Genomic DNA, 18747 nt, shown 5'->3' with positions numbered 1-18747 from the left:
CTCAGCGGCTGTCGCCGCCCATGCTGAAACTGCCGGCCCAGCACCGCATCGCGAACAGCCACCACAGCCCGCCGGCGGTGGCGATCAGCCCGCCGACCAGGCCGATATGGCCCACGCCCAGGCGCAGGCCGACCTGGCTGCCGATCAGCGCGCCGGCGCCGATGCCGATGTTGAAGATGCCCGAGAACAGCGCCATCGCCACATCGGTGGCGTCGGCCGCCAGCCGCAGCACCTTGGACTGCATCGACAGCGCGAAGCAGATCATCGCCACGCCCCACACCGAGGCCAGCGCGTAGAGCATCCAGGCGCCGCCGGTGGCCAGGCGCAGGCCCAGCAGGCACAGCGCCAGGGTGACGATGGCGGCGAGCAGGAAGCCGCGCGGCCAGCGCGTGCCCAGGCGCGAGAACAGCAGGCTGCCGAAGAAGCCCATGCCGCCGAACAGCAGCAGCACCCAGGTGGTCACATGCGCGTCGAAGCCACCGACCTGCTGCACGAACGGCTCGATGTAGCTGTAGCCGGTGAACTGCGCCGCCACCACCACCATCACCAGCAGGTACAGCGCCAGCAGCGCCGGGCGGCGCAGCAGCAGCGGGAGGCTGCGGGCCGAGCCGCTGTTCTGGCTGGGCAGCGCCGGCAGCAGCCGCGCCAGCACCGCCATCGCCAGCAGGGCGACGCCGCCGATGGCCAGGAAGGTGACGCGCCAGCCCAGCAGCTCGCCGACGATGCGGCCCAGCGGGATGCCCAGCACCATCGCCACCGAGGTGCCGGTGGCCAGCAGCCCCAGCGCCTGCGGGCGCTTGTCGGTCGGGGCGATGCGCACCGCCAGCGAGGCGGTGATCGACCAGAACACCGCGTGCGCCAGCGCGATGCCGATGCGGCTGAGCATCAGCACGCCGAAATTCCAGGCCACCGCCGACAGCAGGTGGCTGGCGACGAACAGCGCGAACACGCCCAGCAGCAGGCGGCGGCGGTCGACGTCGCGGGTGAGCAGCATGCCGGGCAGCGAGGCCAGCGCGACCACCCAGGCATAGGCGGTGAGCATCAGCCCGACATGCTCGATGGGCATGCCGAAGCTGGCGCCGATGTCGCTCAGCAGCCCGACCGGCACGAACTCGCTGGTGTTGAACACGAAGGCGGCCATCGCCAGCGCCACCACGCCCAGCCAGCGCTGGCGGTCGCTGCGGGCGACGGGAACGGACAGGGGGGCCTCCGCCGCGGACGCGGCGCAGGAGGGCGTGGGGGAGCGGGACATTGCGGAAGGGAAAGCCGGTAGGGGGCGGCCTGTCGCGGTGCTGCGGGCGCGATTTTCGCACGCAGCGGCCGTACGCGGACGGAACGCTGTGGTACGCCGTGGTCGCAGTCGCCGGCGACGGCCTGCCGGCGCCGGTGGCAGGGGCTCAGCCGTCGCCCTGGATCACGTGCGCCTGCGCCGCGCCCGCCGGCCAGCGGCGCAGGGCGCGCTGGAAGAACAGGCTGTTGGGGATCTGCATCAGCGTGCCCTTGGCCGGGCCGCCGATTTCCTGCAGGGTGGTGTAGATCAGGTTGATGTCGATCACCTGGCCCTTCAGCCCGGGTTTCTCGCCGTCTTCCAGCAGCTCGACGCGGTCGCCGAGGCGGAACGGCCGGGTGGTGAAGATCAGCAGGGTGCAGAAGATGTTGGACAGTACGCTCCACGCGGCGAAGAACGCCACCGCGCCGACCGCGGCGAAGCCGGTGAACGCGGTCCACAGGATGGTCGGCGACACGCCCAGCTGGTCGAGGATCGCCACCAGCGCGGCGCTGCCGATCACGAAGTTGGACAGGCGCCGCGCGGCCGTTTCCACCTGCGGCGGCAGCGTGTAGTGCATGCCCAGCCGCGCCAGCAGGCGCCGGGTGAGCAGGCGCAGCAGCCACGCCACCAGCAGGATCAGGACGATGGCCAGCGCCACGTCCAGCAGGCTGATCCACTCGTGCATCCATTCGGGCAGGTATCTCTTCATCGGCAATCTCCTTGCAGGGCCGCATGCGCTGCGGCCCACGGGTCATCGGCGGCGCAGCGCGGCGGCGGTACGGGCGGCATCGCCGTCGTTGGCGCCCGGCGCGATGCCGAGCACGCGCGCGAGCAGCGGGTATACGTCGACGTTGTCGATCGGCGCAATCACCACGCCCCGGCCGAACGCCGGGCCATGGGCGATGAACGGCGAGCGCATGTCGGGCAGCGCATTGTCGTAGCCGTGCTCGCCGCGCAGGCGGTGGCCCTTGCGCTGCATCGCCGCGCGGGTGGTGATCTGCCAGCCGGGGTCGCCGATGCACAGGTAGGCCGGTACGCGACGGTGCCGCCCATACTGGAAACGGGCCGGAATGCGCTCGCGGGTCATGCACTCCATGTGCGCGTGCCGGCCCAGCAGCTGCCGCGCGGCGTCCTCGCCGCCGGGCAGGGCGTCGAAGGAGGCGTAGGCGCCGGTCCAGCCGAAGTCCAGCCGGCTCACGTCGACGAGGTCGTCCAGGAACAGCTCCTGCTCCGGCCCGGTCGCGGTCATGCCGTGGTCGGAGACCACCACCAGGTTCGCCTGCTGCCCCAGGCCGAGGGCGTCGATGCCGCGCAGCAACTGGCCGATGGCGGTGTCCACCTCGCCCAGCGCCTGGTCCAGCTCGGGAGAGTCGGGGCCGTGCTCATGGCCCACGGTGTCCACCCGGTCGAAGTACAGGGTGATGAAATGCGGGCGTTCGGCCGCGGGCAGCGCCAGCCATTCCAGCACCTGGCGGACGCGGTCCTGCGAGCTGACGGTGATGTCGAACGGGCGCCAGAATTCCGGACGCGCGCCATGCACCGGCGCTTCCGAGGCGACCCAGAACATGGCCGCGGCGCGCCCGCCCTGTTCGCGCACGCGGGTCCACAGCGGCGTGCCGTCGTCCCACCAGCGTTCGTCGCTGACGGTCGCCGGGTCGAACATGCTGAAGCGCACGCCCGGGATCGACGGATCGGTCATGAAATTGGCGATGACGCCGTGGTGGTCGGGGCGCAGCCCGGTCACCAGCGTGTAGTGGTTGGGGAAGGTGATGGACGGATACGACGGGCGCATGTACTCGGCGCGCACGCCATCGCCGGCCAGCGCCGACAGCGTCGGGGTGAGGCCGCGGTCCAGGTAGTCGTTGCGGAAGCCGTCGATCGACACCAGGATCAGCGGCGCGTCGGCGTCGCGCGCAAGCCTGGCCTGGGCCGGCGCGGGCGCCGTCGTGGGCGCGCTGGCGCAGCCGGCCAGCGCGAGGGCCGCGCCAAGCAGGGCAGCGGGGAGTCGGAGCATGGAATTGCGTGGAAATGGCGAAGGCCGATTGTCGGCTACCGGGCCGGCCCTGTCAGCCTTTGCCGCCGCCGGGAAATTTCCGCCGGCGGTTTAAACCTTTTCGATGGCCGCCGCATCCAAGGGATATGCTCGACGCCACCGTGACCGCCACCGCTCCTTTCCCGCAGGCCGCCGACGACGCCGCGCTGGCGCGTGCCGCCGCCGGTGGCGACAGCCACGCCTACGAGCGCATCTACCGCCGCCACGCGCCGCGCCTGTACGCGCTGCTGTGGCGGCTGTGCGGCGGCAGCGCGGCGCGCGCCGAGGATGCGCTGCAGGAAACCTTCATCCAGGCCTGGCGCAAGCTGCCGCAGTTCCGCTTCGAGAGCGCGCTGGGCACCTGGCTGCACCGGCTGGCGGTGAACACGGCGTTGATGGAACTGCGCGCCAGCGCCGCGTTCGAGGCGCTGGACCTCGGCGAGGACGGCATGGACGCGCTGGCGGGCATGCCGGCGGCCACGCGCTGCCACGCCACCGGGCTGGACCTGGAGCGCGCGCTGGAAACCCTGCCGCCGCGCGCCCGCGCGGTGCTGGTGCTGCACGACATCGAAGGCTGGAAACACCAGGAAATCGCCGAGGAACTGCAGATGGCCGTCGGCAGTTCCAAGGCACAGCTGCATCGCGCGCGCGGCCTGCTGCGCGCGCGTCTGGGAGAAACACCATGAACGAACGCATCCCCGACCACGACCCCGGACATGACGCGCTGGCCGCGCGCCTGCGCCAGCTTCCCGCCGAACGCCTGCCGCCGGCCGCGGCCTGGCAGCGCATCGCCGCGCAGCTGCAGGAAGAGCCGCGCCTGCCGGTGCAGGAAGGGCCACGCCTGCCAGCCGCTGCCGCTGCGGCCGTCGCCACGCCATCGACGCGTCGTCGCCGCTGGCTGCCCACCGCCGCCGCTGCGGCCGTCGCCGCGCTGGCCCTGTTCGGCGCCGGCCGCTGGTGGGGCCAGCAGGACCGGCCGGTGCCGGCCCCGGCGGCGCAGGCATCGCCGCTGGAGGCGCAGGCTGATGCGCTGGCCGACGCCTACCAGCAGGCGATCGCGTCCATTCCGCAGGACACCGTACCGGCCGAGCTCGTGCCCGCGCTGCATGAGCTCGACGCCAGCGCCGGCAGCATCCGCACGGCGATCGCACAGAGCCCCGACGCCGGCTTCCTGCTCGGCCAACTGCGGCGCACCTACGCGCTGCGCCTGGAACTCACCCGGCAGGGCCTGGCCCCCGCCGGTCTTCCCACCTGAAGGAGAAATCCCATGAAAGTTTCCCTGCGACACCTGCTGGCCGCCATCGCGCTGCTGGCTCCGCTGCCGGCCCTGGCGCAGACCCCGGTCAACGAACGCCATGCGCTGTCCAGCGGCGGGCGGGTCGAGATCAGCAACGTCGCCGGCTCGGTGACCGTGCGCGGCTGGGACCGCAACGAGGTGCAGCTCACCGGCACGCTCGGCGACGGCCAGCGCCTGGATGTACAGAACAGCGCCAACCGCGTGCAGCTGAAGGTGGTGTACCCGCAGAACAGCCGCAACAGCCGCGGCGCGGTACTGGAACTGCGCGTGCCGCGCGGCAGCGAACTGCAGGCCGGCACGGTCAGCGCCGCGCTGGACGTGGCCGATGTCGACCTGCGCCGGCTGCAGGCCAGCACCGTCAGTGGCGGCATCCGCGCCAACGGCCAGGCCGGCGAGAGCAGCCTCACCAGCGTCAGCGGCGCGATCCGCTCGCAGCTGCGGACCTCGCGGCTGGAACTGCGCTCGGTCAGCGGCGCGATCAACGCGGCCGGCACCAGCGGCGGCGAGGTGAGCGCCAACTCGGTTTCCGGTGGCGTCGAGCTGGATCTGTCCGCGGTGCAGCGGCTCGATGTCGAGACCGTGTCCGGCAGCCTGGGCGTGCGCAGCGCCGGCCTGCAGCCGGGCGGCCGCATCAGCCTGCAGACGGTGAGCGCGCCGATCACGCTGACCCTGCCGGCGCGCACGTCCGCGCAGCTGAAGGTCAAGAGCTTCAGCGGCAGCATCCGTTCGGACGTGGGCGAGGTCGAACGCCCGCGCTACGGTCCGGGCAGCCATCTCGACGCGCGCATCGGCGGCGGCGATGGCGACATCACGATCAACTCGCATTCGGGCAGCGTGCGGGTGAGCCTCGGCGGGCGCTGAGCGCCGCCCTTCCGCCCGCGCCGGCGAAACCGGGGCGGGCGGCTACAATAGGCGGCTTGCCACGTCATGTATGGAGCCGTCATGCCCGATTCTTCCTGCCCGCAGTGTTCGTCGGAGAACGTCTACCCCGACGGCGCGCTGTGGATATGCGCCGACTGCGGCCATGAATGGGCCCCGGGCGAAGCCGCCGCATCGGCCGTGGTGGTGCGCGACAGCAACGGCAACGTGCTGGTCGCCGGCGACACCGTCACCGTCATCAAGGACCTCAAGGTCAAGGGCTCGTCGATCCCGCTCAAGCAGGGCACGGTGATCCGCAACATCCGCCTGGTCGAGGACGACGCCGAGCACATCGAAGGCAACTCGGACAAGATCAAGGGCCTGGTGCTGAAGACCTGCTTCCTGCGCAAGGCCTGAGTCAAGTCGGGGCCCGCCGCCAACGCCCGGGCCGGGCGTTGTGCCCGGCCGCAGGAGCGTGGCCGCTTCAATGTCCGCCATGGCGGGCGGTCAGCCTGCGCAGCGTATCCAGCTTGGCCTGGTAGATCGCGCGCAGTCTGTCGGAGTTGCCGAGCGTGCGCGCCTGCTCCAGCTCGCGCGCCGCGCGGCGGTTGTCGCCGCTGAGCGAGTAGGCGCGCGCCAGCCCGAAATGGAATTGATGGGCAGTGCCGTACAGCCGCACGGCGCGCCGGTAATAGTGGATGGCGGTCGGATAGTCGGCGCGCCGCTCGGCTTCCACGCCCTGCATGAACTGGTAAAACGGGTCGCGTTCCCGTTCGCGCTGCAGCCGCGCCTCCAGCCGGCCCGCGCGTTGGTCATCGCCGATGCGCCGGTAGAGCGCGCTGGCGTTGGAGAGCGTGGAGGACAGGTCAGGGGCGATGGCCAGTGCATTGTCGAACGCGCGGACCGCTGCCGCCGTGTCGCCCGACCGGCTCTCCAGGACGCCCAGGTTGTTCCACGCCGGGGCGAAGCGCGGTTCCTGCGCCAGCGCCATGCGGAAATGCGCGCGGGCCGCCTCGATCTGCTGGGCTGCCAGGAGCTCGGCGCCGCGATTGTTGTAGAAGTGGGCCAGGGCGCGCTGGTCTGAAACCAGATGTGGGCCGCGCCGGTCGTACAGCACGTTCTGGTCCAGGTCCAGGGTGGCGCGGCGGCCGTTGATGCGCAGTCCGACGTTGACGTGTCCGGCGTTGTAGACCACGCCCTGCTCCTGGTACCACATGACGACCTGCCCGACTTCCTGGACCCGGGCCTCGATGCCTGCTTCGCGGGCCAGCGCGACGAAGAGCAGGGTGAAGGAAAGGCAGTTGGCGCGGTGCTGGGACCAGGCCTCGGCTATGGTCAGCGTCGCAGCGGTGTCGTACTGCAGAGCCGCGTCCGGGTCGGCCTTGGCATCCAGTCTCTGTGGCTGGAAAACGAGGTCGATCAGCCTTTGCAGGCGTTGCTCGAGCGAATTGGTCGGGTTGACCACCTCCTCGCGTACCCGCTGCTTCAGTTCGGGAGGGATCGCCATGACCTGCTCGGGCGTCGGCGGCGTGGCCGGCGGAGCGAAGTTGATGGCGGCGAGCAGGGCGAAAGCATTCCAACCGATCATGGCGACCACCCGTGAGGTTGCTTCGGCGGCCCCAGTGTATGCCTGTCCCGGCGCGCCGGCGCATCCGCGTGGGCAATCCACAGGCGGTGTGGACCGGCCGTTGGCAAAGATGTGGATAACCCCCGGCGCGCCTTGCGCCGCGGGCGTTGCGGAAGGGTGGTCATGTTTTCGCCACGGGCCCTGCCGTCGCCGGAAACCGGCGGCCCGACGCGCGGCCGGGTCTGCTAGTATCCGCGCCCCAGACGAGGCCGCGCCGCCATACGCCGGCATCTCCCGCCGGCCGGCGTTTTCATTCGACCATGACGAAGTTCATTCCCTCCGCCGAAGCGCAACTGTCGCTGGGTCTCGGCAGCGACATTCCCACCGAGCGCCTGTTCTTCGCGGTGATGCCCGACCCGGCCACGGCCTGGCGCATCGCCGAACTGGCCGAGGGGCTGCGCGATGAACATGGGTTGGGCGGCCGGCCGCTGGCGCGCGAGCGCCTGCACGTCACCCTGCACCACCTGGGCGACTATGCCGGCCTGCCGCCCAGCCTGCTGGCCAAGGTGCAGCAGGCCGCGGCGCGGGTGCGCATGCCGGAGTTCGAGGTGTGCTTCGATGAGGTCGGCAGTTTCGCCGGTGGCCGCCAGCATCCGTTCGTATTGCGCAGCGAGCATGGCGCCGATCTGCTGCATGGTCTGCACCAGGAACTGGCGCGCTGCCTGCAGGCCGTCGGCAGCCGCCCGGATCCGGCGTTCACGCCGCACCTGACCCTGCTCTACGACAGGCGGCGCCTGCCGGCGCAGCCGGTACAGCCGATGCGCTGGCTGGTGCGCGAGTTCGTGCTGATCCGCAGTTACCTGGGGCAGACCCGCTACCAGCTGGAAGGGCGCTGGCAGCTGGGTTGAACCTGCTTTCTGCAGGAGCGCACCCCCGCACAGGGATTCGAGGCTGGTGCCGGGCTGCAGGCAGGCACCGGCGCGTATTGAGGTGCGCATCCGGCGTGTTGCCTGCCTAGAATGCCGGCATGGATCTGATTCCGATGCCGCTGCCGCCGGGCCAACTGGCCGAGATCGAAGCCGCGCACGCGCAGCCGCCGCGCGCCTACCACAATTTCGGGCATGTGCAGGCGCTGCTGCGCCACCACCGCGATGTCGCCGCCGGTCCCGGCTGGCGGCAGCCGCGCGAGGTGGCGCTGGCGATGCTGTACCACGATGCCGTCTACGAGGCCGGTCGCGGCGACAACGAAGCCCGCTCGGCGACGATGGCGCGCGAGGCGATCGCGCGCTGGCTGCCCGATGCCGGCGTGGACGTGGAGCGGGTAGCCACGTTGATCGAATTGACCGCGCGCCACGGCAGCCTGCGCGGCGAGGAACTGGATGCGGATGCGGCGTTGTTCCTGGACAGCGACATGGCCATCCTCGGCGCGCCGCCGGCGGTCTTCGATGCCTATGACCGCGGCATTGCCGAGGAGTACCGGGGCAAGGTGCCGGTTTTCCTGTTCCGGCTCAATCGCCGGCGTTTCCTGAAGGGGGTGCTGGCGCAGCCGCGCATTTTCTTCAGCGATTTCTTCCATGCGCGCTATGACGCGCAGGCGCGGGAGAATCTGCGGCGGGTGACGGGCTGAGGCCTGCTTTGGCTGCGGCTGTGGCTTGGTTTTGGCTGTTGCGCTTTAGCTTTTGACTTTTCGGGTCCCCTTCCGCAGCGACGGAGCCGACGGACAAGACCCCGAAGGGGCGACGTGCAGGGATGCACGTCGTTTTTCGACGAGACAGGGATGTCTCGTCGAAAAATCCCGGCGGCGGAGTGGACCCAGCCCGCGCAGCGGGCTGGGCGCGTAGGCAGGGCGTGCTTTCTTTGGGCCACGTTTCTTTGCACGAGCAAAGAAAGGTGGCTCGCGCCCCGAAGGGGAGCGAAAGCCCTTGATCCTGTTTCTGCCCTTGCTCTGGTTTTCCCCTGGATGTTTGTGCCAAGGCGATAGGCAAAGAGCCAAGGCAAAGAGCCAAGGCCAAGCATGAAAGCGGAAGCTTGAAAGCAGAGCTTTCGCCCCTGCTTCGCAGGAGCGAGTTACTTCTCTTTGCTCGTGCAAAGAGAAGTAACCAAGAGAAAGCACGCCCCTGCCTCCGCGCCCAGCCCGCTGCGCGGGCTGGGTCCACTCCGCCGGCGGGATTTTTCGACGAGACATCCCTGTCTCGTCGAAAAACGACGCACATCCATGTGCGTCGCCCTTCGGGTTTTTCCCGCCAGCTCCGTCGCTGCGGAAGGGGACCCGAAGTCAAAAGCAAAAGCAAAAGCAAAGGCAAAGGCAAAGGCAAAGGTAAAGGTAAAGGCAGAATCAACGGCAACGGCAACGGCAACGGCAACACAGCCACAGTTCCATGCCTCGCCGGACCTCATGGCCTAGAATCGCCTGATCCTGTTTTATGGCGGCCGCGCCGGCCGAGATGATGAATCCGATTTCCACGCCCGACCCGGACCCGCGGCCCACGCCGCCGGAGGAGCCGGGGCCCAACGAATGCTGTGGCAGCGGCTGTCCGCTGTGCGTGCTGGACCTGTATGCCGATGAGCTGGCGCGCTACCGCCAGGCGCTGGCGGCGTGGAAACTGCGCCACCCCGACGCGCAGGACTGACGCCGGGGCTTCGACGCCATTCCGGCATTGGCAGGCGTAGGCTTGCCATTTCTCCGGTCAAGGAAGCGCTCATGGCACGTGCATCGCTCGCTCTGGTGGTGATGGCCTTCGGCCTGCTGGCCGCGGCGCCGGCGCCAGCGGTGGAACCGATCAGCCACGGCCGTTTCGAGCAGGTGCCGGTGTTGCTGCCCGATGGGCCGGTGCAGCGGGTGGTGCTGTGGTTCGCCGGCGAAGGCGACGCCGCGCGGCGGCAGGCACGCCTGCAGGCGCTGCGCCGCGATGGCGCGATGGTGGTGGACATCGATGCCCGCCATCTGGCCGGCGTGCTGGCGAAGGAGGGCGGCAGCTGCGGTTTTTCCGCTGGCGACGTGGAGAATTTCTCGCGTTACGTGCAGGCCTACCTGCACGTGCCGACCTATCGCCTGCCGATCCTGGGCGGCGATGGCGCGGGCGCCGCGCTGGCGTATGCGGTGTCGGCGCAGTCCGGCGCCGATGTGTTCGCCGGACTGCTCACCGAGGACTTCTGCCCGCGCCTGCACGAGCCTCGCATGATCTGCGGCGACGGTACCCATGACGGCAAGCTGGTGCCGGTGGCCTTGGGGGTTCCGTGGCTGCAGGCCGCGCCCGACAGGGGTGTGGCCTGCCCTGCAACCGAGGTCGAAGCCTTCCTGCAGGCGGTGCCGCTGGCGCGGCGCTTCCGGCGCAGCGCTTCGGGCAGCGCTATCCCGGGCGAGGTCGCGGCCGCGCGCGTGCTCGGCGCGCAGCGCGGGGTGAGCCTGCCGCCGGTGCCGCACGAACTCGATGGCCTGCCGCTGGTGGAAGTGCCGGCCGCCGGCAATGGCGACACCTTCGCCGTGTTCGTTTCCGGCGACGGCGGCTGGGCGGGGCTGGACAAGGAGGTGGCCGGCGCGCTGGCGCAGGCCGGCATCCCGGTGGTGGGCGTGGATTCGCTGCGCTACTTCTGGAGCGAGCGCACGCCGGCTGGTTTCGCCGCCGACCTGGACCGCATCGCCCGCCATTACGCGCGGCAGTGGCAGCGCCCGAAACTGATGTTGATCGGCTTCTCGCAGGGCGCCGACGTGCTGCCGGCGGCGATCAACCGGCTGTCGGTCGACACCAGCTCGATGCTGGCGATGACCGCCCTGCTGTCGGTGGGCACGCGCGCCGACTACGAGTTCCACGTCAGCAACTGGCTGGGCGGTGGCAGCGACCGGGGGCTGCCGATCGCGCCGGAGATGCGCCGGCTGCCGGCGGCGCGCACCGTCTGCGTCTATGGCCAGGACGACGACGACGCATTGTGCCCGCAGCTGCCGGCCGGTTCGGCGCAGGTGGTGCGCCTGCCCGGCGACCATCACTTCGAGGGCGATTACGCCGGGCTGGCGCGGGTGATCCTGCAGCGGCTGGGCGGGCTCAGTTCGACTGCCGACGCGGGTCCAGCGAAATGAGCCGGGTCACGTCCAGCAGCGCGGCGGGCAGGTGCATGCCGCCGGGCGCGGCGAGGTAGCGTGGGCGCCATTCCGGCGCGAACTTGGACTTGAAGCGGCGCAGGCCGCCGAAGCCGTAGAAGCGCTCGCCATGGCGCGCGACGAGGTTGGCGAAACGGTTCCAGCGCCCTGCCAGGCGGTGTTCGGCCAGCCCGGTCAGCGGCGCCATGCCCAGCGAGAAGCGCGTATGGCCGTTGGCCGCGCCCCACAGGAACAGTTCGATGAACAGGAAGTCCATGGTGCCCTTGGGCGCATCGGGGCGGTGCCGCATCAGGTCCACCGACAGCTCCTGCGCGACCGGCGCCTGCCACAGGTTGGCGAAGGCGACGATGCGACCTTCGGCTTCGACCAGGGCGAGCGGGAAGCGGCACAGGTAGCCGGCGTCGAAGCTGCCGAGCGAGAAGCCCTTCTCGTCGCCGGCCTTGTCCTCCAGCCAGGCGTCGGAGATCGCGGCCAGTTCCGGCAGCAGCGGCGCCACGTCCCCGGCCGGCACCACGCGGAAACCCAGGCCCGAGCGCCGGCCCTTGTTCCAGGCCTGGCGCAGGTCCGCGCGCGCGCTGCCTTCCAGGCTGAAGCCGGACAGCGACACCATCGCCTCCTCGCCGAGCTTGACCAGGGTCAGCCCCAGGTCGAGGTAGGTCTGCCAGTGCTGGTCGCCGGTCTGGTAGAACACCGGGCGCAGGCCGAGCCGGTCGGCTTCCTCGCGGAACCGCCAGATCAGCGCGCGCGCCGTGTCCGGCGGGCCGACCGGGTCGCCCATCGACACCAGCGAGCCGCCGTAGCGCTGCATCATCACGAAGCCGTTGCCGTCCTCGCTGCGCAGGATCGCCTTGTCGCCGGTCATCGCCAGGCAGGCCTGGGTGTCCTGCGCCCGCGCCAGCAGCGGCCGCAGCTGTTCGAGCTGCGCGGCGTCGGGTACCGGCAGGGGCGTACGCGTGCTGTGCAGCAGCCGCGCCAGACCGAACACGATCACCACCATGCTCACCAGCAGCAGCGCGCGCAGCGCGCGCGGCGCGTTGCCGGAGGTGGCGAACTGCCACCACAGCTCGTTCTGGTACTCGACGTGGCTGTAGACGAAAAACAGCAGCCACACCGTGGCCACCAGCACCAGCGCCAGGTTGCGCAGCCACGGCCAGGACCAGGCCTCGTCCAGCAGCGCGCCCTGCCGGTAGAACTCGCGCCGCGCCGCCCACAGCACCACCGCCACCAGCGGCAGGGCCAGCGCCACCAGCGCATGGCTGCCGCGCAGCCATGCCGGGATCGGCAGCAGCACGCTCAGCGCCAATGCGATCAGCCACGCTGCATGGCTGCGCCGCTGCAGGCCCTGGCCGATCAGCAACAGCAGCACGCCGCCCAGGCTGCCCAGCAGGTGCGAGGTCTCCACGATCGGCAGCGGCGCGTGCAGCGCGCGGTGCCGAGGCAGCGGCAGGGTGCCGTCGATCACCAGCAGCGCGCCTACCGCGAACACGGCCAGGGCGATGACCTGTGGCAACCACGGGCGCAGCACGTGCCAGAGCGTACTGGCGCCGCTGCGCAGCGGCCGGCGGATGCTGGCCAGCCCCGCCAGCAGGGTGGAGAGGAACAGCGGCACCAGGTAATAGGTGACGCGGTAGGCCACCGCCGCGGCGAGGATGGCGGCCGGCGCAAGCTGCGGCATCAGTTTGAGCAGGCTCCACTCGAACACGCCCAGCCCGGCCGGCACGGTGGAGACCAGCCCGGCCACCACCGCCACCAGGTACAGCCCGATGAAGCCGATGTAGCCGACGCCGTCCTGCGCCGGCAGCAGGACGCAGAAGGCCGCCGACGCCAGCCCCAGTTCCACCACGCTCAGCGCGGTGACTTCCAGCACCGTGCGCCGGTCCGGTATCCACACGCGGTGCCCGCGCCAGCCGATGCTGCGGCCGCCGTGGCCCACCGCCAGCCACATCGCGCCGAAGCCCAGCAGCAGGGCGATGCCCAGCAGGCGCACTAGCGGCGCGGTCAGCGGCAGCGCCTGCGCCGCCGCCCCCGGCTCCAGCCACAGCGCCAGGCCCAGCAGCACCCAGGCGCCGAACACGAAACCCAGCGTGCTCATCAGCACGACCTGGCCGATCTCGGCCAGCCCCAGCCCGGCGTTGCCGTAGCTGCGCACGCGGATCGCGCCGCCGGTGAGCGCGGCGAAGCCCAGCGTCTGCCCGGCGGCGTGGGCGAGGAAGGCGGTGATCGTCACGCGGCTGGCCGGCAGGCGTCGATTGGCACGGCGCAACCCGATCGCATCGAAACCGATCAGGCAGCCATAGCTGGCCATGCCCAGCAGCAGGGCCTGACCCAGCTGCGACCACGACAATGCATGCATGGCGCTGCGGATCTGGCGGTAGCCCTGCTCGCTGAACTCGCCGGCCAGCGCATGCAGGGCCATGCCCATGATCGCCAGGGTGACGGCGACGGCGGCGAAGCGGCGCCAGCCGGCGGTTGCGGGTGCGGTGTGTGTGGCGGGATCGGCCATGTGGGGTGGGGCGGCGGGCGCCGTGGCGGCGCGGGGATGCAGAGACTATCGGCAAGGCATGACGGTGCTGGCAAGCAGGCGCGCGGCCTTCAGCCGGCGGACGGGCGCGCACCCGGATAAGCTGGCGTCCCGTTCCTCCGCAGGGAATCGCCCTGGCCACTTCCTGCCACCGACCGCTCCGCGATCCCGCGCGCCTGGCCGCACTGCTGGCGCTGGCCGCGCTGCTGCTGTTCGCCGCCACGGCGACCTGGCTGCAGTTCGCGCGCACCGACCTGGACTGGGTGCGCGCCACGCTCAGCCTGTACCTGCACGGCCCGCACGGGCTGTGGCTGCGCAGTGCCTACTGCGTGCTGGCGGCGGCCATCGCCGTGCTCGCCGTCGCCTTGCATGCGCGCCTGCAGGGGCCGGCGCGGCGTGGCCTGCCGCTGGGGCTGTTCTGCGCTGCGGGCGTGGGCCTGGCGGCCGTGGCGGTGGGCGACAGCTGGTTGCCGGAACGGGCGCCGCTGCTCGCGCCGCTGGTGCATGCGCTGGCCGCGCAGACGGCCTTTCTCTGCGTCACCACGGCGATGCTGCTGCAGGCCTGGTGCTTCGGGCGCGACCCGCGCTGGCGCGGCTTCCACCGGCTGGCGTGGTGGTGGGCCTGGCTGGCGTTCGCCGGCCTGTGGCTGCACGTGCTCTGGCGCGACACGCCGCGCGGGCTGGGGCAGAAGGCGGTGATCGCGCTGGTCGTGGCGTGGCTGGCGCTGGCCGCGCTGCAGCTGTGGCGGCAGCCGCGACGTCACGGCTGAAACCATCGGTTGCGGGCACAATGGGCGCCACATCCACCCACGGGAAACCCCCCATGATCGAACGCTTCGATACCGGTCCGCGCATGTCGGAAATGACCATCCACCACGGCGTGGCCTACCTGGCTGGGCAGGTGCCGGAAGACACCAGCGCCGACATCGTCGGCCAGACCGAGCAGGTGCTGCAGGCCATCGACGACCTGCTGCGGCTGGCGCCGACCGACAAGAGCCACATCCTGCGCGCGGAAATCTTCCTGGCCGACATGGCCGATTTCGCCGGCATGAACCAGGCCTGGGACAAATGGGTGCCGGAAGGCGCCACGCCGGCGCGCGCCACGGTGCAGGCAAAGCTGGCCAACCCGGCGTGGAAGATCGAGATCGTCGTCACCGCGGCGGTGCCGTAAGCGCCTGGAGCGGGCGGAGCGGGGAAGGCGACTTCCCCTTCCGTTTCAGAAGCGCAGCCAGCCGGTCAGCGCGTGCAGCAGCAGGCCGATCAGGCCGCCGACCAGGGTGCCGTTGAAGCGGATGTACTGCAGGTCGCGGCCCACGCTCAGTTCCAGCTGTTCGACCAGCTTGCGTTCGTCCCAGCCCTTCACCGTCTGCGCGATGTGCGCGGTCACGCCGCTGCGCAGGCGCGTGGTGAGTTTTTCCGCGCCGGCCAGCATGTGCTGGTTGAGCGCATCGCGCAGCGCCGGGTCGCGGCCGATGGCGGCGCCGAGCCGGCCGAGGTTGCGTTCCAGGTGGGCGGCCAGCGCCGAATCCTCGCGCGAGAGGTCGGTGCGCAGCTGCGCGTGGATGCGCTGCCACAGCCCCTGCACGTAGTCCTGCACGGCCGGGTGGTCGATAGCCTGCTGCTTGAGCGCGTCCACCCGCGCGGCCAGCGCCGGGTCCTGGCGCAGCCGCTGCAGGTAGCCGCCCAGCCAGCGCGCGTAATCCTGGCGCAGCGGATGGCCGGGCTGGGAAAGCACGGCCTGCAGCTCGTCCAGCCCGGCGCGGGCCAGGCGGTCGGCAAGCGAATCGCCGATCTCGTCGATGGGCTTGACCCAGTCCACGGTGCTGGCCAGCTTCGGCCACTCCTTGCGGATGTAGCGCACGATCAGCGCCGAAGCGCGCTGGCGCACGGTCTCGCTGTCGAGCCAGCCGGCGACGCGGGTCAGGCCCTCGTCGAGCACGCGCTGGTGGCGGTCGTCGGCGGTGAGCAGGCCAAGCAGGTCGCCGGCGGTGGCCGCGGCGTTCCACTGCCGCAGCTGTTCGACCACGAAGCCCTGGATGGCGCGGCGCACGGCGGCCTCGTCCAGCAGGTCCAGCGCCTGCAGCGCCCAGCCGCGCGCCATGCCGGCCAGCATGCGCGCCTGTTCCGGCTCTGCCAGCCATTGGCCCAGGCGCGTGGCGGGGTCGAATACCTTCAGCCGGGCCAGCAGCGCTTCGGGTTCGAGGAAGTGGTCGCGCACGAACACCGCCAGGCTGTCGGCGATGCGCGCCTTGTTGCGCGGGATGATGGCGGTATGCGGGATCGGCAGGTTGAGCGGGCGGCGGAACAGCGCCACCACCGCGAACCAGTCGGCCAGCGCGCCGACCGTGGCCGCCTCGCAGAACGCGCCGACCCACGCCCAGATGCCGCGCTCGCCGTTGAGGTGGCTGACGACGAAGCCGGCCAGCATCGCCAGCAGCATCGCCAGCGCGTACCGCTTGAGCCGGCGCAGCTGCGCGCGGCGCGGATCGGCGCGCTCCATGCTCAATCCTTGTCGCCCACGCCGCGACGGAAGCAGTGCGGGCCGGCCGGGTGCGCCCACTGCCCGGCAGGGGGCAGGCGCCAGCGCGCGCGGCGCTCGCCGCTGTCGGTGGCGAACCCGGCGCACAGTTCGTAGTGGGTGGCGTCGATGCGGCGGTAGCGGTAATCCGCACCGCCGTCCGGGTCGCGCCGCGGCAGATTGACGCCGGGCTGCGCGGCCAGCGCATCGAGGTCGGGCGGCAGGGCTTCGTGTTCGTTGCGCCATGCCACGATCGCCATCTCCAGCGTCTGCAGGTCGCCGATGCGGGCTTCATCCAGCCGCAGCTGCCGCTGCCGCATCGGCGAGTCCATCACCCACACGCCGGCGGCGACGGCCAGCGCGGTGACGATGCCGGCGGCCCACAGCACGCGGCGGCCGGTGGCGGTCTGGTCGGCGCCGGCCACTTCCTCGCGGCGGAGGTCGCGCAGGTAGTGGCCGAACACGGTGCCGGCGATGGCCGCCACCACCGCCACCTTGAGCACGAAGCGCAGGCTCAGCTCGCCGCCGAGCAGGTTGTACACCAGGGTGGTGAGGTCGCCGATCAGGATGGCCGCGGCGGCGAACAGGGTCAGGTAGGTGAGCCAGCGGCGGATCGGCGACAGGCGCTTGATCGGGTTGCGCGCCACGTCGTGGGCGAGGTGGCGGGAGAGGAAGGCGAACACCGGGAAGGCGATGAGCAGCGCGGAGATGGACCAGCGGATCGCGCCGCTCAGCCGCATCACCTGCCATTGCGCGTCGGCCGGGTCGGGCAGGGCATGTTCCAGCAGCGCGAACAGCAGGCTGCCCAGGTTCCAGGCGAAGAAATACAGGGCGCTGAACAGCAGCAGGTAGAGGAAGGCCTCGCGCGCGGACAGCGAGGCGCGCGGGCGCGGTACCGGCAGGGCGAAATCCACCTCGGCCCAGCCATCGAGCACGCCGCGTATCTGCTCGGCGCTCCAGCCGGCGGCGAGCAGGGCTTGGGTCACCTGTTGGCGGTCATGGCCGCGCATCAGCGCGTCGCGCACGAACTGCTCCAGTTCCGGGGAGGCAGAGGCCATGGCGGGTTCCTCGTCGGGGACGACGCATGGTGAACGCCCGGCGGGCAGTCATGCAATCGCGCCGGCCATCACGTGGTGGTTGCCGCGGGAACGCACTTCAGTGCGCTCCCACGGCGTGCTGCCTGTCTGGCTCGGCCGGATGGGAGCGTGTCGATCTACGGCTCGCCGGCACCCAGCCGCGCGCGCAGCGCGTCCAGTTCCATGCGCAGCGCCTGGTTTTCCGCGGTCAGCGAAGCCACGCGCTGGCGCAGGGCCTCCAGTTCGCCCGCATCGGCCAGGGCGGGCGCAGGCGCGGGCTGCGCGTCGTCGCCGGCCACCGGCTCGGCCGCCGGCCTGGGCCTGCGCCGCGACTCGCGCACGCGCCTGGCGGCTTCCTTCAGTTCGCTTTTGCCGCCCTGCGCGGCCGCGCGCTGTTCTTCTTCCGGCAGGCTGGCGACCACCGCTGCGGCGCTGAGCGAGATCTCGCCCGCCTTCACCGCCTCGATCACTTCCTGCGCGGCATGCGCGCTGATCTTCTCGATCAGCGTCACCTGGCTGGCGCTGAGCTTGGCCTCGCGGGCGATTTCCGCCTTGGACAGCTTCGGCGCCGGCTCCCACGGCGGCGCATCGGCCTCGGCCTCTGCATCGACGGCGGCCAGTGCCGCTTCACCCTCGCTCTCGCGGCGCAGCTGTTCCTGTTCGGCGCGGTGGCGGGCCTCGACGATCGCGCGCTTGCGCAGCGCCAGCACGCCGCGCTGGAAATCGGACACGCTGCGCCGGCCCAGGTGCTGCTCGATCATCCACAGGTGCACGTCCTCCATCGACTGGAAGCGGGTGTTCTGCACCGTCTGGAAGGGAATGCCGTGTTTGCTGCAGATGCCGTAGCGGTTGTGGCCGTCGACCAGCACGTTGCCCCACAGCACCAGCGCATCGCGGCAGCCCTCGGCCAGCAGGCTGCGCTCCAGCGCGTCGTGCTCGTCGGGCGTCAGCGGGTCGATGTAGGCCTTGAGTTCTTCGTTGACGATGATGTCCATGCGCATGCCGGGGGAACGTGGGGGCGGCATTGTAGGTGAGCGTGGCGGGCCCGGGTACGCGGATCTGGCCGGCGCCCGGTACCATGGCGCGATGATTTCCCTGTTCCTCAAATCGCTGCTGGGCGCGCTGGCCGTGCTGGCGATCGCGCTGCTGGCCAGGTCGAAGAGTTTCTTCATCGCCGGCCTGGTGCCGCTGTTTCCCACCTTCGCGCTGATCGCCCATTACATCGTCGGCAGCGGGCGCTCCGGCGCCGACCTGCAGAAGACCGCGCTGTTCGGGCTGTGGTCGCTCTTTCCCTACGCCGGTTACCTGGTCGCGGTCTATTTCGGCAGCGTGCGCTGGCCCTTGGCGGTGACGCTGGGCGTGGCGACGGCAGTGTGGGTGCTGATGGCGCTGGCGATGATCGTCCTGTGGGGACGGCTGCACCCCGCCGCGGCGGGCGCCTGAGCGCAGGGCGGCGCATCGCGTCGCCACGGTTCGGGCCACGGGTTCGTTGGCGCTGAAACCATCGGCGCT

General features: G+C 71.0%; 19 protein-coding genes. 11 read left to right on the top strand and 8 right to left on the bottom strand.

Features of this window, described 5'->3' with window-relative positions; genetic code table 11:
- Nucleotide 1 precedes the first annotated feature (1 nt).
- The 3 genes from AC06FP_RS07375 to AC06FP_RS07365 all read right to left on the bottom strand — a co-directional run bounded on the left by AC06FP_RS07375 (nt 2) and on the right by AC06FP_RS07365 (nt 3284).
- On the bottom strand, nt 2–1252 hold the full coding sequence (locus AC06FP_RS07375) for a sugar transporter (RefSeq protein ID WP_478075049.1): 1251 nt from the start codon (nt 1250–1252) through the stop codon (nt 2–4).
- Between the two features lie 145 nt (nt 1253–1397).
- Nucleotides 1398–1979, bottom strand: coding sequence for a mechanosensitive ion channel domain-containing protein (locus AC06FP_RS07370; protein ID WP_478075048.1), 582 nt, complete (start codon nt 1977–1979; stop codon nt 1398–1400).
- Nucleotides 1980–2021: 42 nt separating this feature from the next.
- Nucleotides 2022–3284 (bottom strand): alkaline phosphatase family protein, encoded by a 1263-nt coding sequence (locus AC06FP_RS07365; RefSeq protein ID WP_478075047.1) that lies wholly within the window; start codon nt 3282–3284, stop codon nt 2022–2024.
- A gap of 125 nt (nt 3285–3409) precedes the next feature.
- Here AC06FP_RS07365 and AC06FP_RS07360 point away from each other — a divergent pair, with 125 nt between their 5' ends.
- From AC06FP_RS07360 to AC06FP_RS07345, 4 genes are all read left to right on the top strand, one after another.
- Entirely contained in the window at nt 3410–3988 is a 579-nt protein-coding gene (locus tag AC06FP_RS07360; protein WP_456118761.1) for an RNA polymerase sigma factor, read from the top strand.
- Nucleotides 3985–4557 carry a hypothetical protein gene (locus AC06FP_RS07355; RefSeq protein WP_478075046.1) on the top strand — a complete coding sequence of 191 codons (573 nt, stop codon included), beginning with the start codon at nt 3985–3987 and terminating at the stop codon, nt 4555–4557. The genes AC06FP_RS07360 and AC06FP_RS07355 overlap by 4 nt, the downstream gene beginning before the upstream one ends.
- A gap of 12 nt (nt 4558–4569) precedes the next feature.
- Nucleotides 4570–5460, top strand: a complete 891-nt coding sequence (locus tag AC06FP_RS07350) for a DUF4097 family beta strand repeat-containing protein (protein WP_478075045.1) — start codon at nt 4570–4572, stop codon at nt 5458–5460.
- Between the two features lie 81 nt (nt 5461–5541).
- Nucleotides 5542–5874, top strand: a complete 333-nt coding sequence (locus AC06FP_RS07345; RefSeq protein WP_478075044.1) for a zinc ribbon domain-containing protein YjdM — start codon at nt 5542–5544, stop codon at nt 5872–5874.
- 67 nt (nt 5875–5941) lie between these two features.
- On the opposite strand, the gene AC06FP_RS07340 is transcribed toward AC06FP_RS07345, so the two are convergent.
- A complete protein-coding gene (locus tag AC06FP_RS07340; protein WP_478075043.1) occupies nt 5942–7045 on the bottom strand; it encodes a transglutaminase domain-containing protein in 1104 nt (367 codons plus the stop codon).
- A 299-nt stretch (nt 7046–7344) separates the two neighbouring features.
- Between AC06FP_RS07340 and thpR the strand changes: the two genes are divergently transcribed.
- From thpR to AC06FP_RS07320, 4 genes are all read left to right on the top strand, one after another.
- Entirely contained in the window at nt 7345–7932 is a 588-nt protein-coding gene (gene thpR, locus AC06FP_RS07335; protein WP_478075042.1) for an RNA 2',3'-cyclic phosphodiesterase, read from the top strand.
- A gap of 119 nt (nt 7933–8051) precedes the next feature.
- Nucleotides 8052–8651 (top strand): HD domain-containing protein, encoded by a 600-nt coding sequence (locus tag AC06FP_RS07330; protein WP_478075041.1) that lies wholly within the window; start codon nt 8052–8054, stop codon nt 8649–8651.
- Between the two features lie 820 nt (nt 8652–9471).
- A complete protein-coding gene (locus tag AC06FP_RS07325; protein ID WP_456118773.1) occupies nt 9472–9654 on the top strand; it encodes an oxidoreductase-like domain-containing protein in 183 nt (60 codons plus the stop codon).
- 71 nt (nt 9655–9725) lie between these two features.
- A complete protein-coding gene (locus AC06FP_RS07320; RefSeq protein ID WP_478075040.1) occupies nt 9726–11099 on the top strand; it encodes a virulence factor family protein in 1374 nt (457 codons plus the stop codon).
- Here the strand turns inward: AC06FP_RS07320 and mprF are convergent.
- Nucleotides 11065–13623 (bottom strand): bifunctional lysylphosphatidylglycerol flippase/synthetase MprF, encoded by a 2559-nt coding sequence (gene mprF, locus AC06FP_RS07315; protein WP_478075039.1) that lies wholly within the window; start codon nt 13621–13623, stop codon nt 11065–11067. The genes AC06FP_RS07320 and mprF overlap by 35 nt on opposite strands.
- A 152-nt stretch (nt 13624–13775) precedes the next feature.
- Between mprF and AC06FP_RS07310 the strand changes: the two genes are divergently transcribed.
- The gene (locus AC06FP_RS07310; RefSeq protein ID WP_478075302.1) at nt 13776–14411 is read left to right on the top strand and encodes a DUF998 domain-containing protein; all 636 of its coding nucleotides are present in this window, start codon (nt 13776–13778) and stop codon (nt 14409–14411) included.
- A gap of 53 nt (nt 14412–14464) precedes the next feature.
- Nucleotides 14465–14812 (top strand): RidA family protein, encoded by a 348-nt coding sequence (locus AC06FP_RS07305; protein WP_456118779.1) that lies wholly within the window; start codon nt 14465–14467, stop codon nt 14810–14812.
- A gap of 45 nt (nt 14813–14857) precedes the next feature.
- Here AC06FP_RS07305 and AC06FP_RS07300 read toward each other — a convergent pair whose 3' ends face one another.
- The 3 genes from AC06FP_RS07300 to AC06FP_RS07290 form a co-directional block, all read right to left on the bottom strand.
- On the bottom strand, nt 14858–16141 hold the full coding sequence (locus tag AC06FP_RS07300; RefSeq protein WP_478075038.1) for a DUF445 domain-containing protein: 1284 nt from the start codon (nt 16139–16141) through the stop codon (nt 14858–14860).
- Between the two features lie 2 nt (nt 16142–16143).
- Nucleotides 16144–17217 carry a DUF5671 domain-containing protein gene (locus tag AC06FP_RS07295; RefSeq protein WP_478075037.1) on the bottom strand — a complete coding sequence of 358 codons (1074 nt, stop codon included), beginning with the start codon at nt 17215–17217 and terminating at the stop codon, nt 16144–16146.
- 155 nt (nt 17218–17372) lie between these two features.
- Nucleotides 17373–18230: a ParB N-terminal domain-containing protein gene (locus AC06FP_RS07290; RefSeq protein ID WP_478075301.1), complete on the bottom strand. Its 858-nt coding sequence runs from the start codon at nt 18228–18230 to the stop codon at nt 17373–17375.
- A gap of 91 nt (nt 18231–18321) precedes the next feature.
- Here AC06FP_RS07290 and AC06FP_RS07285 point away from each other — a divergent pair, with 91 nt between their 5' ends.
- Nucleotides 18322–18678: a GlpM family protein gene (locus AC06FP_RS07285; RefSeq protein WP_456118787.1), complete on the top strand. Its 357-nt coding sequence runs from the start codon at nt 18322–18324 to the stop codon at nt 18676–18678.
- Nucleotides 18679–18747 lie beyond the last annotated feature (69 nt).

The organism is Stenotrophomonas sp. Steno-Z2, assembly GCF_056393235.1.
Note: the sequence above shows the minus strand (reverse complement) of the source record. Positions and strands in the feature narration are given on the sequence as shown.